Source organism: Hymenobacter sp. B1770 (assembly GCF_049896385.1).
In the GTDB taxonomy this organism is placed as follows: Bacteria; Bacteroidota; Bacteroidia; order Cytophagales; family Hymenobacteraceae; genus Hymenobacter.
The window spans coordinates 1-14,538 of the sequence record NZ_JAFCUF010000009.1; the positions used below are offsets into that span (position 1 = coordinate 1).

Genomic DNA, 14,538 nt, shown 5'->3' on the forward strand with positions numbered 1-14,538 from the left:
ACAGCCAGCAGCTTTTTAGGCATGCTCCATTTCGTCTCTGCCTTGCTTTGGCTCCGTTAATTGTCCGTACAACCTAATAGCACCCAAAAATAACTTACTGACTATAAGACTCTGGCAAAATAATTACAAAATTGGTTGTGCGCAATTAAAAATTATACAACTGATTTCATCTTTCACTCTCACCGTCATGAAAAAGCTCCCTGATGCTGCGCTGAACCCCTTGCTCAAGCTGGACAACCAGCTATGCTTTTCGGTGTATGCCCTTTCCCGGCTTATCACCAAAGCCTATCAGCCCTTGCTGGAACGGTTGGATGTAACCTATCCGCAATACCTGGTGCTGTTGCTGCTGTGGGAGCACAATGTCTTGACGGTAAAACAACTGGGAGAGAAGCTCCTGCTTGACTCCGGCACACTCACCCCCCTGCTCAAGCGCATGGAACAGCGCCAGTGGCTCAGCCGCCAGCGCGACCCGCGCGATGAGCGTTCGGTAGTGGTGACGCTGACTGATGCAGGCCGCAATCTAGAGCGCAATGCTCAGCAAATTCCGGTGCAGGTGGCCGACCGCTTGCAAATGGCCCCTCCCGAGCTGGCAGCCCTGCACACCCAGCTTCAGCACCTCATCACCCTGCTGGCTTGATGGCCTTCGGCACTTCTTACTTCACGCCATTACCTTTTACCCCAACCCTAATGAGCTTTCAACGCCTGTACACCGCCAAAGCCAAAACCTCCGGGGGCCGCGACGGCCGCGCCATCTCTTCCGACAACGTAATTGACCTGCCCCTGAGCACGCCTAAGGAAATGGGCGGCCCCGGCAAAGCCAACACCACCAACCCCGAGCAGCTGTTTGCCGCGGGCTACTCGGCCTGCTTCGATGGCGCCCTGAACCTAGTGGCTCGCCTTAGCAAAACGCCCATCACGGGCAGCACCGTGGAGGCCGATGTGAGCTTCGGCAAAGACGGCGAGAACTTCGGCCTAGCCGTTGACCTCATCGTGAACATCCCCAACCTAAACCAGCAGCAGGCCGAAGCCTTGGTAGCCAAAGCCCACGAGGTGTGCCCCTACTCCCGCGCCACCCACGGCAACATTGAGGTGACGCTGACCACGACTACCAACGAATAGCTCTTAGTAGCTCGGCAGCGACGTAGCTGGTTGGATAGATCTTGGGAGAAAATGCGCAGCACGCCATGCAGGCCGAAGCGTTTACTAAGAACTTTTCAACCAGCTTCGGTTGCTGGGTAGTAGATGAACCCCACCTAAAAAAGCTTTTCCTCCCCACGTTTTTGTGCCTCGCGCCAGCAATCCGTACTGAGCCGCACGTTATTCACCATTACGGCTTAGGCCCGGAAATATGGCCGATACCCGCTCGGCGCGGTCATCGATATTCGCTACTTCGCAGCAGACGGCCAGCGGCATGCTAATGGCAGAAGCCCCACCTGTGAGCAGAACGCCACCATTGAATACATCCATGAAAGGAAAGGGATAAATCGGGAAAGAACAGCGTTAGATAGCTGCCAGCGTAGGTAGCTGGCCCGGCTGGCCCTTCCGCACCTTACCTTGGGGGCTTAACTACGCCCCTCTTCTCCGCACCATACGCTTTATATGATTGTACTGGAACCCTTCACCCCCACCGACTTCGACCAACTGATAGAATGGGTTGCCGATGAGCGACTGATGAAAGAATGGAGCGGCTCGATGTTTTCGTTTCCGCTTACCAGGGCGGGCCTCGAATGGTACATTCAAGATTCCAACAACCTGGCCGACCCCAGCGTGTTCATCTACAAGGCTGTTGATTCTAAAACAGGGGTTACGGTGGGACACATTTCCCTGGGCGGCATTAGCCAGCGCGACCGAGCTGGGCGCATCACCCGCGTGCTGGTGGGCAGCACCACCGAGCGTCGCCGCGGCATTTGCCAGGGCATGGTGAAGGCCCTGCTGCGCATTGGGTTCGAAGACCTTAAGCTGCACCGCATTAGCCTGGGCGTGTATGACTTTAACCACGCGGCCATCAACTGTTACTTGAAATCAGGATTTCAGCAGGAAGGCGTGATGCGCGACGTGGTGCGCCACGGTGAGGACTACTGGAGCCTCATTGAGATGGGCATACTGGAAGACGAATGGCGCGCCCTGCAAAAATCTGGCAGCCATGCCGCCTAAGCGGGGGCTATCTCTGCTGGAGGTTCATTGGAAACCAAAGCCATTCAGGAATAAGCAGTACATTGATTCTGCGTTTTCTGTTAATGTGCTCGTTTCCAAATGAACCTCCGCTTTTTGTACCTGTCGGCACTTTTGTTTCTGGCTTCTACAACTGCCTATGCGCAGGCTGCCAGCATGGGCAAAGACGCCGCAACTGCACAGGCCAACCTGGGGGCCATAACTGCTGGCGGGTCAGTGCGGATGGACAGGGCCGCCAGCTACGGCGTGGTGGGCTCGCCCTATGCCGACAACCGCTGGCTGACGGCTCTGGTTACCCTGAGTAATGGGCAGCCCTTGGCTCCGGTGGCTTTGAAGTACGACGTGCTGGAACGCCGCTTGCTTATGCTGGACGAGAAGCATCCCAGCGACTCCGTCATGCTCGACGACCGCCAGGTGGTGCGCTTTGTGCTTCAGGAACCGGCCTCGGTGCGCGGCCCGGCGCGGCAGCGTGAGTTCCGGCGCTTCCTGGAAGCTCCGCAGCAGCAGCACCGCCCCGACTACGTGGAGGTGCTGCACATGGGCAGCTACACGCTGCTGAAAAATTATGTAAAGGCTTTGAGAAGGGCGGACTATCAGGGTGCGTACAGCCCCAACCGACGCGCCGACGAAATCGAGGACAAATCGGTGTACTACTTGCGCAGCCCCGGGGCGCAACTCGTTCTCGTTAAGCTAAGCCTTAAGTCGCTGGAGGCCGCTGCCCCGCCCCTGGCCACTGCCCTGAAGGCGGCCGCCGACACGCATAAGCCCAAAACAGAAGCCCAGTGGGTAATGGTACTGCAAGCCGCCGACCCGGCGCCGACTAAATAGGCAGAGCGGCTGGCAGCCGAATGCCAAAGTGAGTGGCCAAGGCTTGCTCATAAGCTGCATCGCTGGCCACTGGAGTAGTACTAGTGCTGCCGTCGGCCCGCCGAATTTTCAGCTCGCGGTCGACCAGGCTAATGCGGCAATCCGGGGTGGCCAGCGTGGTGATGCGCTGCTTGCGGAAAGGCGAGTCGGGGGCCTGCGAGTAATAGAAGTTCATCATCTGAAAGTCGCTGGGCTGAGCCTCATCGAGCGTGAACGTGTAGAGGCTCTGCCACTGGCCCTGTATCAACAGCTGCAGGTGGTAGTTGTGCTGGGGTGCTGCCTGCAGCCGGTAGCGGTCGAAGAACTGCTGATGCTCGGGGCCCACCGCCAGGGGTATGGGTTCGATGAGCCCGTTGGCTCCAAAACCCAGGTCAACCAGCCAGGGCTGGCCTTCCACCTCAACCAGTAGCACCTGGTGGGCCCGCGGGCGCAACGGATGCCCAGCCAGCAGATTGCGGCCCACTAGGCAGGTCACGTCAAAGCCCAACTCCTGCAGCACCAGCCGAAACAAGCCGTTGGCCTCGTAGCAGTAGCCGCCGCGCTGCTCGTGCACCAGCTTCTGCACCAGGCTGGCCGGGTCGAGGCTAATGGGGCGGTTTAAATGAATGTCGAGGTTTTCGAAGGGAATGCAGAAGGCTTGCGCCCGGTGCAGGCCCACCAGTGTTTCAAGGGAGTACGTGAGAGGACCCTGGTAGCCCACGCGGGCAACGTAGGCGGCTAAGTCTAGTGGGGAGCTTGACATGGCTACAGGAAAGCAAAGTGAAGAACCATCCTGCCAATTACGACAAAAATGACGTGCCCGTAAGCTGTTCGCTCAGCTTCCAGAGCTGCCGGGCGTGGTCCGGGGTATTGAACGGGTGCTGCACAGGCACGGCCTTCTTCTTGTCAAAAAAGCCGCCGCTTATGGAGTCCATTTCCGGCGCGGTGGCTAGAAACAGGCTGGTTTCAGCACCTTTCTCCAGCGAAATCATGAACGGCCGGCCCAGCTGGGCCAGCTTGCTCAGCCAGCCGCCGGCGCTCTCGCCGAAGCTGCTGGCTACCACGCCCGGATGCAGGGCGTTGGTGGTAACGTGGGCAATGCCGTGGGTACGCAGCCGGCGCGCCAGCTCCTGGGTGAACATGATGTTGTAGAGTTTGGTGTTGCCGTACACACGCATGGCCCCGTAGCTGTGCGCCGATTGAATGTCGGTGAGGTTGGGCTTGGCAAATCGGTGGGCCATTGACGAGACGTTGACGACCCGGGCGGCGGGGCTGGCGCGCAGTTTTTTGAAGAGCAGCGCCGTGAGCAGGAACGGCCCCAGGTGGTTGGTGGCCAGGCCCAGTTCGTTGCCATCGGCGGAAAGCTGGCGCTGACTGCCGAAAATGAGGCCAGCATTATTTATCAGCAAGTCGAGGCGGGGGTAGCGGGCGTTTAACTCGGCAGCGGCTTGGCGCACCTGCTCCAGCACGGCGAGGTCGGCCAGCAGCACGTCAACCCGGTCGTGGCCGGCAGCGGCTTTTATCTCGCGCTGCGTGGCCTCGGCTTTTTGGGAGTTGCGGGCCAGAATAATCACGTGGGCACCTTTTTTGGCCAGTTCGGTGGCCGTGACTTTGCCAATGCCGGACGTGGCGCCGGTAACCAAGGCAATCTGATGTTGAAGGTCAGCCATAGGGAAGGAATTGGGAAATTTTGGGGATACCAACGTAGACGTAACTCGCCACGCCATGCTTGGTTTTCCCTGCTCCTCCCCGACCTTGGCCTTATGAAAGCCCTTTTGCTCATCGATATTCAGAACGATTTTGTACCCGGTGGCCGCCTGGCCGTGCCCGAGGGCGACGCCATCATTCCGCTGGTCAATGCTTTGCAGCCGCAGTTCGACCTAGTGGTGGCATCGCAGGACTGGCACCCGGCCGGTCATCAGAGCTTTGCAAGCAGTCACGCCGGCCGCATGGCCTTCGACCACATCGACCTGCACGGCCTGTCCCAGACGCTGTGGCCCGACCACTGCGTCCAGGAAACGCCCGGCGCCGCCTTGCACCCCGCCCTGGACACCCGGGGCGTGGAGGCCATCTTCCGCAAAGGCATGGCGCCCGACATCGATTCCTACAGCGCCTTCTACGACAACGGCCATCGCAAAGCCACCGGCCTCACCGACTACTTGCGCGGCCGCGGCATAACCGACGTGTACTTGGTGGGCTTGGCCGGCGACTATTGCGTGTATTTTTCAGCGCTCGACGCCCACGCCGCGGGCTTTGCTACGGTCGTTATTACCGATGCCACGCGGGCCATCAGCGCCGAGGGCTTCGGGGCCGCCCGGGCCGACTTAGAAAGCAAAGGCGTGCGCCTGCTGGAAAGCAGCGCCGTGCTGGGCGCAGCGCAATAATCGACTGGCTTCACCACCGCCATCCTCACCTGGCGGCCCCCACCTCGTATAGAGCCTTCATGAATTTACAGCCCCGCGACACTGCCCCCAGTTGGAAACGAGCCGGCTACCGCGTCATTTTTGAGTCGGATACCCGGGCCGGTATGGTTTTCGACGTGCTACTGCTGGCCGTTATCGTGCTTAGTGTGGCCACCGTGATGCTGGATAGCGTTCGGGCCTTTAGCAGCCGGTATGGTACGCTACTGCGGGGGCTGGAGTGGTTTTTCACCCTCTTGTTCTTGCTGGAATATCTGGCGCGGCTGCTGGTGGTGCGGCGGCCGCTGGCGTATGCTTTCAGCTGGCTCGGGCTGATTGACTTTTTGGCCACTGTGCCGGCCCTGGCCGCTTTGGCCCTCACCGGCAGCCAGTATCTGCTGGCCATTCGCACGCTGCGGCTGCTGCGCATGTTCCGCATCTTCAAGCTGGGCCAGTTTGTGGGCGAAGGCGAATTTATTGCGAGTGCGCTCAAGGCCAGCCGCTACAAAATCATGGTCTTCCTCACGGCCGTGCTCACCATGACCATTGTAGTGGGCACGCTGATGTACGTGGTGGAAGGCGGGCAAAACGGCTTCACCAGTATTCCCAAAAGCGTGTATTGGGCCGTTGTCACCGTCACGACGGTGGGCTACGGCGACATTTCGCCCGTTACGGTACTGGGCCAGACGCTCGCTTCACTGCTCATGATATTGGGCTATGCCATCATCGCCGTGCCCACGGGCATCGTATCGGCTCAGATGGTGGCCCCGCGCGCAGCGGCCTGGCCAGAACCGGCCTTTAAGCTGGCAATTTGCCACGTATGCCAAGCAGCCGACCACCGGCCCGACGCCGAGTTTTGCTGGCGCTGCGGCGAACGCTTGTAAAGCTCGGCGTTGCGCCAGTGGTCGTTCCCAACAAGGCAGGCAGCAACCCGGGCCGCCTTACAATTGCTTGGTGAAAGATAGGCCGCTGTAGGAATGGCCGTTAATGTTTACACCCTGCAGGGGCACCACCGACACGCCCGCACGCCCGGCTACTTTGTGCAGTTGGGGAACTACTATGCCCGCCGTGGCGCCTACGGCGTAGCCCACCATCACGTCGGTGAGAAAGTGCTTGCCGGCCTCGATGCGATAATAGCCCACGGCCGCTGGCAACAAGGCCGCGGCGCCCCACACGTAGGGCCGGGCAGGCGAATCGGGATTGAAGTCGTGAAATACCTTGGCAGCAAAGAAGGTAGCCGCGCCGGTGTGGGCCACGTGGCCGGCAAAAAACGAGTTGGTGGCAATCTTACCGCTGCGCCTGCCCCCGCCTTCGGGCCCGTACAGGTAAGGTCGGTAGCGGTACACATTGCCTACCGTCATGGTGAAGGCAGCGTCGGCGGCGAGCATGGTTTGGAGGTAGAGACCCAACACCTGCCCGTAGCGGCCCCGCACGTTGGGGTTGAGGGCCAGCAGGCCGGGCGCCACCAGAAAAGTGGGGTAGCAGAGCACGTCGCTAATGAGTTGGGCGCTCTCGCTGTACTTGCCGGCGGCAAAGCGGTCAATCTTGGGCACGTCGTTACGGTCGAGGGCAGCCAGTTCGGCGTCGGTCAGGCCGCTTTTTTGCTGCACCAGGTACAGGCCGGTGAAGCTCAGGGCTGTGAAGCCGGCCGTGATGGCCCCGTCCTTAATAAGGTCGGTGCGGTAGGGAGACGGAGCCTGCTGAGCAACAGCCGACGGGCCCGGGGCCAGGAAAAGTGTCCCGGACAGTGCGAGGGATAAAAAGAGCTTCATTAAATAGAAAGATTACGATAATGAAGCTCAAACGTGAAATTGGCAGCTGGGGTTAAGCTGCAGGAGGCAAGCCTGCCCGACGACGCCAAATGCGGGCAGCCGAAGTTTCAGGCACCAATTTCTACCAGCCGTTACAGCACCACCGTCCGCATCACGGGCTTGTAGTGGCCGCTGAGGAGCTGCACGAAATAAGCGCCCGGGGCCAGCCCCCCGCGCGACCATTGCAGCTGGTGGCGGCCGGCGCGCAGGGGGCCCTTGTGCAACACGGCAACTTCGCGGCCGGCGGCATTAAGCAGGCGAATGGTTGCGTCCTCGTTGGTGGGCAGTGAGAATTCGAGCTGGGCCGTTTCGCGAAAGGGCGTGGGCAACACAGCTAGTAATTGGGGTTCGGCGCTCAGGCCGTGGTGCAGCGTAAACGAGTCGATGAGCTTGCCAGTGTGGGTGATGAAGCGGAGCCGCAGGCTGTCGGCGCTGGCTTCGAGCAGTTGGGCACCGTAGTCAGCATTATAGCGCACCAGGCTGCCCGGCACGAGCGTGGTGGTGCCGTAGATGCTCCGCCCGCCCAGGCCGTTGACGAAGTATGGGAGCCCGTCTACCACGAGGCGCTCGTAGTGGTGGTCGTGCCCGGCCAGCACCAGCGAGGCCCCCCACTCGCGAAACGGCCAGCGCATGCCCAAGCTGCTGCCGTGGGAGCCTGAGGAATACGGTGGATGATGAAAATAAACGATTTTCCAGCGCGACTGGGAAGCTGCCATTTGGGCTTTCAGCCACTGGGCCTGCCTGGAAGTACTGCTGGTTCCGTCGCGCTCGGAGGGGTCGCTGTTGAGCACAAAAAAGTGTACGTCGCCGCGCACGTAGTCGTAGTACCGCTCGTTGCCGGGCAGGGAAAAGTAGTCCAGGTAGGGCTGCCCGTGGTGGGAGTAGGTATCGTGGTTGCCGAGCGAGGGAAAGAAGCGGTTAGTGGCAGCGCCACTGCCGTAGCGGCCCCGGTAGGCCCCGATAAACTCGTGGTAGTACTGGCCTATGTTCACGTCGATAGTACTGGCCGCGCCCTGCTCGTAGTTATTGTCGCCGAGGGTAATGACAAAATCGGGCTTCCAGCCCTTCACCAGCTCGGCCACCAGCTGCTCCGACGAACTGGCATGGCCGTAGTCACCAATGGCCGCAAAGCGCTGTGCCAAGGCAGCTTGACTGATAAACAAGCCTGCCACCATGCTCACCAAAACTACGGCACGAACAAGGGAAAGAATCTGCATTATAAAAACGGATTGGATTTGGTGACTGAAACTTTGGCCGCCCGCTTTTAGTGCCGCCATGCCTCAAACCCGCTTAAACTGACTACGCTGCTAGCATAAAAGCCACGTCCCCTGGCACACTTTACCAAGCCCCCTCAGTACCGTGCCCGCTGCCTGCAAAACCAGCCTGGCTTTACCCAAAGCAGTTGGCCCGGCTCACTTCCTGTCAGCATTGGTCAACAGTAAGCTACCGGGCTATAGTCGCCGGGTTGCTAAGGGCTCAGCTTTGAGCAGGACGTCGGTGGCGAGGTAGGCTTCGTCTTTATTCAAGTACCATTTCCGCTCTTTTGGGAGCTTCACGCCGCTTACTACCAACTCCTGGTCGAGCACCACGTATTCGCCGTCGTTGGGCTCTTTTTGCTGGTAAAAGCGGTAGGCCCGCAGCGCGTACCTGCGCGGGTCCAGGTAAAAAGACCACGTGTCCTGGCCCACGGCTGGGTCGTAACTGACTTGTATGGTGGGGTATCTTTTGCCCAGCAGCGGCTGCAGGCCAGCTTCTGGGGTCACCCGCGTGCCGGCATCGCGCAGCTTCATGGGCAGGCCGTAGAGGTAGGTGTAGAAGTTGCGCGTGCCTTGCGCCGCCCCGACTGCCAGGCGAAACTGCTTGCGGTCGGCATCACTAAAATCCTGCTTGCCATCGAGCAGCAATACTTCCTGTCCGTTGACTACGCCTTTCACTACCTCGCGTCCTCCCTCGGGGTGGCTGATGTGGCAGAAATAGCCGGCGGCATTGTCCAGCTCGACCTCGAAGGTGCTGACTTTGCCCGAGGCCGAGGTCGACTGGAAATACAGCCGGGTCTTGAGCGTGGGCCATTTCCCTTTGGGGTCGTGGTAGGCAATGGTTTTTTGCACCAGCTCCGGCCCAGTGAGCGGTGGATGCTGAAGTACCGGGAGTAAAGCCAATCCGGCCAGCAGGAATAAGTTTAGCATTGATGAGAGCGCACTGAGCGTTGACTTGATAAGAAGTTCGGCAGTATACGGGCCTTGGCCGTCCAGGAAAGGGGCAGTAGCTTCCTTGCCACTTCTGAACACGAATTAGCCCAGGTTCAGGCATCCCAGTATGCCCAGGCAAGGCGCTCCGGACACAGTTCTCCACTGGTTTTTAAACAAGAATACCGGGGTGGAAGCTTTGCTAAAAGACCACAGGTCGCCCTCGCCCACTGCTCAATGCCTAACCTTTCGGCAATGCCGGGGGTACAACTCATTCACTTGTGTTGTGCCCACGCGATTCGTGCGGCAATTGGTATGAAAGAACAGTTTGAACACCTGCTGGAGCATTTTCCTGACATTTTCACCACCCTGGGCATTCTGCTCGGCGGCTTGGCCTTTGGGCTGGTTGCCAAGATGCTCATCTTCGCGGGCCTGCGGGCCTACGGCCGCCGCGAAGACTCGACCCTGACGCGGTCGGTGGTGCAGCACTTAAGCACCGCCAGCGTGGTGTTTTTCCCGGTGCTGGCCGTGTCGCTGTTGTTGCCGCTGGTGCCCCTGCACCCCAAAGCGTTTGAGGTGCTGCGGCGCGTGGTGGAAATGGTGCTGATACTTTCCTTTGCCTGGGGCCTGATTCAAACGCTGGACGTGATTCAGGACTTGCTGCTGAGCCGGTATCAGCTGGGCAGCGGCGACAACCTGCGGGTTCGCAAGCTGTTCACCCAGCTGCAGTTTGTGAAGAAGCTGGCCGTGTCGCTGATTGCGCTGGTGGCCGTGGGGCTGGTGCTCATGAGCTTTGCCACGGTGCGCCGCCTGGGCACGGGCCTGCTCACCTCGGCGGGCATAGCCAGCGTTATTGTGGGCTTTGCCGCCCAGCGCTCCATCAGCAACCTGCTGGCGGGCTTTCAGATAGCCTTCACCCAGCCCATCCGCATCGACGACGTGCTGGTGGTGGAGGGCGAGTGGGGCCGGGTCGAGGAAATTACCTTCACCTACGTCGTGCTCAGCATTTGGGACGAGCGTCGGCTGGTGCTGCCGCTCAATTATTTCATCGAAAAGCCCTTCCAGAACTGGACCCGCAACAGTTCCAAGCTCACCGGCGCCGTGTACCTGCAAACCGACTACACCGTGCCCGTAGATGCCCTGCGGACCGAGCTGCAGCGCATCGCCGAAGCCCATCCGCTCTGGGACAAGCGCGTGTGCGTGCTGCACGTGACCGATTCCAAGGAACGCACCCTGGAGCTGCGGGCCTTGGTGAGCGCCGCCGATGCCAGCTCGGTGTGGGAGCTGCGCTGCGCCGTGCGCGAGCAGCTGGTGGCTTTTCTGCAGCGCGAGTATCCCGGCAGCCTCCCCCGCACCCGCGCGCTTGTGGAAGGGCCGGCCCTGGGCGTTTCAGGTAATGAGCAGGCCTTTGCCCTTTCGCAGACCAAGCCCGCCTAACTCAGCGCCAGGGTAGAGACATTCCGCACCGAAGCAGAACAGTACCGAAACTGTTAAAAGCACACTTCCTGCTTAATAGAGCCCATAGTAAACCAGCCTTTTTATAAACTGACCTCATGCGCGCAAGGCCAAACTACTACGGGTTGATATCCAGCGCATCCTTTCTCATCCAGCCGGTGCTGGTCACCTTTTGCCAGTTGGTGAAGGTGACGTAGACGGCCTCACCGCGAGTTTCTCCCAGCCGCACTCTATCGCCGCGCACGCAATGAGCTAGGCGCGGTAAGCTTAGGTCAGGCGAGTTGTAGAAGTACGAACGAGCCACCTTCACTACGGCGGTTTGGGCATTGCCGGGCGCGGGCGCTGCAGCCGGCGCGCTGGCTGCCGGGTTTGCTTCGGGGGCAGCGGTAGGCGCTGTCGGCGCGGCAGCCGGACGCGGCTTGCGGCCCGAAGCGGGCGTGGCAGGGCCGGCTCCCAGCCTAGTTAGCTCCTGCACTTTGAGCCAGCCGGTGCTTTGGGCCCCGTTGGGGGCTTTGAATCCGGTTTTCACAAAGCCATTGGTTTCACCTTCTCCATAAAACTCGTCGCCGCGGCGAAGGTACCGGCCGTTGGGCGTTGATTGCTGGGGGGAGTCGAAGAAATAGGCTGTACCCACTGCCACCCGATAGTGTCGGCCAGCGCCAGTGAGCGAGCCGATGGGCTCTTCGGCGTTTTCGGCGGCTTCTTCTGTTGATGGGTCCGCTGCACTGGCATCGGTCGGAGCACTGGGCGGGTCTACCACCATCTCCGAGTCGGGACTTCGGGGTTTGTCTTCGGAACACGCGGGCAGCAGAAACAGGGCCAGTAGTCCCCAGGCTACTGCCGGCGCGGCCATTCTCCACGCCCAGTTTCGGGAGTAATTGTGCTTTTCACCAGCTTTAACAGCACAGGGCTGAGGCAGGCTTGCGCGGAATTGATTTAGCTTGCTCATGGCCGTTTTTAGTTGCTACTCGTGTGTGCCTTTTACTGCAAATCCGCCAAGTAGTTTCTAAATTCTGCCCACGCAACATGACTAAATCAAGGGTGCATTACGCGCGCAGGCCCTTCTTAACTAGCCATATGCCGCCAGCTACACTTGCTGCTCTTGGCTTAGCGCACTTGCCATGACATTGGCCCAGCATCCCAAGAAGCTATTTGAATAGGCCCGTTCTTTTTGTCTATTCCAGATAGGCGCTAAGCAGGTATGGCCCGTTGCGCTGGTGGAGAGAAGTCAACCGCTTTCGATGAGCACTTGCAGGGTTTTTGCTTGCGCGATTTGTCGTTCCGCTTATTACGCGGCCGAACCAAGTCGCGGGCCTTGCGCAGCCAAGAGCCCACGCGGGTGCCCGATTCCCGTTTGCGGGCTTCATTGCGCGCTGCATTCGACTTATTGTTAGCTTTTTTGGCAGAGTTCCGTTTCGCCCGGGTTGCGGCGAGGGTGCTTGCTTTCGCAGCGGCAGCAGTCTCGGCATCGGCTTGGGCGCCCTGTTCTTCGTTTACTTGGCTCAGGCTCTGCTTTTTCACCCATCCGGTGCCGCGCACGCCATTTGGCTGCACATACGTCGTTTGCACAAACCCATTTTCTTCGTTCTCCGCATACAGCATGTTGCCCCGCCGGAGGTAAGGGCCCATGGGAGTTGACTGCTCGGGCGAATCGAGGAAATAAGCCTTTTCCGTAACCACCTGGTAGCGGTTGCCAGTGCCGGGCTGCCGGGCCACTGGCACTGCCACTTCAAACTCGGGCTGGTATCGGTTTGCAACTGTAGTGGCCCGGGCGCCACCATCGTCATTTAACTGGTCGCCTTCTGTTGCAATGGACGATGATTGGTCGCCCGATGACCGAAACAAGAAGGCTAACGCACTGCCCAGCAGCAATCCACAAGTCACCACCAACAAAAATATTTTCAGGGTGCCGGCCGTAATCGGACGCTTGGCACCTGGGGTAGGCACCTTGGTTCCGCTGGATTGGGCCCAGGCCGAACTCATGTTCGCTTCATTTTGCTCGCTCATCTCCCTTTATATTTCCCGGCCTACTGCCGGAACTGCTTTACGATATGCGCGCTGCGTAGTTTCGGCAACCGCCGGGAAATCAGCTGAAAGCCCGTGCGCCAAGCCGTTGCACTGACGCTTAACCAAAATGCTTCAACCGACCCTCAAAGCTCTAATTGCTCAGAAAGCTGCACCCTGGCTGTTCCTGCTTGAAAATCAAAGCCGTTCAACAGCCCCAGTGCGTCGAGAAAACTACTTCGCCCAGAGTGTCTGGATGGTGAGCGAAAAAGGTGGTCATACAGAGCACAGCGAAGCGTGACCGTTAAAAAGGCCACTCCTCTAATCCACTGCCGACATACTTCTTCTGCTACGTGCTCAGAACCGGTGCCGCTTCAAAGTAATTCCATAGCCAGCGCGCCAGCGCAATGCCGCCCCACGCCACCAAGCCAAAAACCACGAGCAGAAACAGCAACAGCAGTAGCACCAGCCCTTTGCCGCTGCCCTGATGCTTGCCCTCGGCGTAGTGGCGGCGCAGCAGGGCTACATTGCGGTTGTTGGCTTTGAAGGCAAAGTCGAAGAGGTTACCCAGCAGCGGAATAGACCCGATAACGGCATCGAGCAGGATGTTGATGGCCATGCGCACCACCACTGCGCCGCTGGCCCCGTGCCGCATCATGGTCATGACCAAAGCGCCCGACACAGCCAGTGACGTTAAGTCGCCCACCACCGGCAATAGGCCCAGCAGCGGGTCAAGGCCAAATCGAAAGCGGGTGCCCGGCAGCCGAAAATGGCTGTCCATGAGGCGGGCCATTTGCTCAACCCAGCGCAGCCGGTCGTTGGCATCGAAAGTGGCGGGCACAGTGGGGCGTTTGGGCTGGGGCATGGGCGGGCTGGGATTATTCAGCACTTATACGCCCGCGCGTGCCGGAGGTACACGGAGAAATTGACCGTAATCCACTTTTGCACTATTGTAAGCCAAGGCCAATCTGCCGGGAGAGGTTATGGCATACGGCGTGGGAAGTTGAACGGCGAGACAGGCGCATTACCGCAGTTTAACTCAGTGCCTGAAGGTTAGCACGGGCTCCAAAACTCCACTTCTTGCAGGCGCCCCTTCTTGAAACGTAAGATTAAAGAAGCGTCCATTGGAACCCCTTTACGGTATAAGTGCAAACCCATTTCTTCTCCTGGACGGCCGTCAGCGGGCTTGTCGGCTTGTTTCGCCGACACCGGAAAGAAGCGACGAACGTCTTCCAGCGTAGTCTTTTGACTGAGAACGAGCTTACCAAGCTTGCCCTGGAACCTACCCGACGTGACATCGAAGACAACTAAAATGGCTTGGGTACCGCTCACCTCGTACTCCGTTTTGCCATAATACCAGAAGTTGCTTGCTTGACTAGTTGGGGTTTGAAGCGCGCCTGTGCACTCATCAACGGCGCCTGCCACGACGCTGTCTGGGCGACCCAGCTGGCTCTTAAGTTGCTCGGTGGTTAGCTTTTCACGCAGCTTACCATTGACGGTGAGCGTACCAAACTCCACATGCTCCGGAATAGCAGCCTCTGCGTTGGCTTGCGCGGTCTTGGCTGACTCCGGTGTCGTTGCCTGGGCAGCAGCGGTAATAGTGGGGTTACTTTGGCAGGCAGCCAAGCAGAGCAACATAGGTGCCAGGTGGAGAAGGTACTTCAC

17 protein-coding genes are annotated in these 14,538 nt (G+C 59.4%); 7 read left to right on the forward strand and 10 right to left on the reverse strand.

The annotated features are described in order from the left end of the window. Window positions 1-187 precede the first annotated feature (187 nt). Window positions 188-637: a MarR family winged helix-turn-helix transcriptional regulator gene (locus ACP7AJ_RS17040; RefSeq protein WP_426061399.1), complete on the forward strand. Its 450-nt coding sequence runs from the start codon at window positions 188-190 to the stop codon at window positions 635-637. 50 nt (window positions 638-687) lie between these two features. Continuing rightward, entirely contained in the window at window positions 688-1,119 is a 432-nt protein-coding gene (locus ACP7AJ_RS17045) for an organic hydroperoxide resistance protein (RefSeq protein ID WP_426061400.1), read from the forward strand. 198 nt (window positions 1,120-1,317) lie between these two features. Here ACP7AJ_RS17045 and ACP7AJ_RS17050 read toward each other — a convergent pair whose 3' ends face one another. After that, window positions 1,318-1,467, reverse strand: a complete 150-nt coding sequence (locus tag ACP7AJ_RS17050) for a hypothetical protein (RefSeq protein ID WP_426061401.1) — start codon at window positions 1,465-1,467, stop codon at window positions 1,318-1,320. A gap of 132 nt (window positions 1,468-1,599) precedes the next feature. Here ACP7AJ_RS17050 and ACP7AJ_RS17055 point away from each other — a divergent pair, with 132 nt between their 5' ends. Both ACP7AJ_RS17055 and ACP7AJ_RS17060 read left to right on the forward strand, forming a co-directional pair. Then, a complete protein-coding gene (locus ACP7AJ_RS17055; protein WP_426061402.1) occupies window positions 1,600-2,154 on the forward strand; it encodes a GNAT family N-acetyltransferase in 555 nt (184 codons plus the stop codon). 99 nt (window positions 2,155-2,253) lie between these two features. After that, on the forward strand, window positions 2,254-3,000 hold the full coding sequence (locus ACP7AJ_RS17060) for a hypothetical protein (protein WP_426061403.1): 747 nt from the start codon (window positions 2,254-2,256) through the stop codon (window positions 2,998-3,000). Here the strand turns inward: ACP7AJ_RS17060 and ACP7AJ_RS17065 are convergent. After that, window positions 2,993-3,781: an arylamine N-acetyltransferase family protein gene (locus ACP7AJ_RS17065; RefSeq protein ID WP_426061404.1), complete on the reverse strand. Its 789-nt coding sequence runs from the start codon at window positions 3,779-3,781 to the stop codon at window positions 2,993-2,995. The genes ACP7AJ_RS17060 and ACP7AJ_RS17065 overlap by 8 nt on opposite strands. A 37-nt stretch (window positions 3,782-3,818) precedes the next feature. Next, window positions 3,819-4,688, reverse strand: coding sequence for an SDR family oxidoreductase (locus ACP7AJ_RS17070; RefSeq protein WP_426061405.1), 870 nt, complete (start codon window positions 4,686-4,688; stop codon window positions 3,819-3,821). Between the two features lie 93 nt (window positions 4,689-4,781). On the opposite strand from ACP7AJ_RS17070, the gene pncA reads away from it, so the two are divergent. After that, window positions 4,782-5,402: a bifunctional nicotinamidase/pyrazinamidase gene (gene pncA / locus ACP7AJ_RS17075; protein WP_426061406.1), complete on the forward strand. Its 621-nt coding sequence runs from the start codon at window positions 4,782-4,784 to the stop codon at window positions 5,400-5,402. 59 nt (window positions 5,403-5,461) lie between these two features. Then, window positions 5,462-6,301 (forward strand): ion transporter, encoded by an 840-nt coding sequence (locus tag ACP7AJ_RS17080; RefSeq protein ID WP_426061407.1) that lies wholly within the window; start codon window positions 5,462-5,464, stop codon window positions 6,299-6,301. A 57-nt stretch (window positions 6,302-6,358) separates the two neighbouring features. Here ACP7AJ_RS17080 and ACP7AJ_RS17085 read toward each other — a convergent pair whose 3' ends face one another. The 3 genes from ACP7AJ_RS17085 to ACP7AJ_RS17095 form a co-directional block, all read right to left on the reverse strand. Then, window positions 6,359-7,189 (reverse strand): phosphatase PAP2 family protein, encoded by an 831-nt coding sequence (locus ACP7AJ_RS17085; RefSeq protein ID WP_426061408.1) that lies wholly within the window; start codon window positions 7,187-7,189, stop codon window positions 6,359-6,361. 131 nt (window positions 7,190-7,320) lie between these two features. Then, window positions 7,321-8,445: a metallophosphoesterase gene (locus ACP7AJ_RS17090; RefSeq protein WP_426061409.1), complete on the reverse strand. Its 1,125-nt coding sequence runs from the start codon at window positions 8,443-8,445 to the stop codon at window positions 7,321-7,323. 234 nt (window positions 8,446-8,679) lie between these two features. After that, the gene (locus ACP7AJ_RS17095) at window positions 8,680-9,414 is read right to left on the reverse strand and encodes a DUF6503 family protein (protein WP_426061410.1); all 735 of its coding nucleotides are present in this window, start codon (window positions 9,412-9,414) and stop codon (window positions 8,680-8,682) included. A 315-nt stretch (window positions 9,415-9,729) separates the two neighbouring features. Between ACP7AJ_RS17095 and ACP7AJ_RS17100 the strand changes: the two genes are divergently transcribed. Further along, complete coding sequence (locus tag ACP7AJ_RS17100) at window positions 9,730-10,851, forward strand: mechanosensitive ion channel family protein (protein WP_426061411.1); 1,122 nt, start codon at window positions 9,730-9,732, stop codon at window positions 10,849-10,851. Window positions 10,852-10,987: 136 nt separating this feature from the next. On the opposite strand, the gene ACP7AJ_RS17105 is transcribed toward ACP7AJ_RS17100, so the two are convergent. From ACP7AJ_RS17105 to ACP7AJ_RS17120, 4 genes are all read right to left on the reverse strand, one after another. Beyond that, complete coding sequence (locus ACP7AJ_RS17105; RefSeq protein WP_426061412.1) at window positions 10,988-11,722, reverse strand: hypothetical protein; 735 nt, start codon at window positions 11,720-11,722, stop codon at window positions 10,988-10,990. Between the two features lie 338 nt (window positions 11,723-12,060). Continuing rightward, on the reverse strand, window positions 12,061-12,876 hold the full coding sequence (locus ACP7AJ_RS17110) for a hypothetical protein (RefSeq protein ID WP_426061413.1): 816 nt from the start codon (window positions 12,874-12,876) through the stop codon (window positions 12,061-12,063). A 346-nt stretch (window positions 12,877-13,222) separates the two neighbouring features. Then, window positions 13,223-13,738, reverse strand: a complete 516-nt coding sequence (locus tag ACP7AJ_RS17115) for a DUF4112 domain-containing protein (protein ID WP_426061414.1) — start codon at window positions 13,736-13,738, stop codon at window positions 13,223-13,225. 188 nt (window positions 13,739-13,926) lie between these two features. Next, on the reverse strand, window positions 13,927-14,538 hold the full coding sequence (locus tag ACP7AJ_RS17120) for a hypothetical protein (protein WP_426061415.1): 612 nt from the start codon (window positions 14,536-14,538) through the stop codon (window positions 13,927-13,929).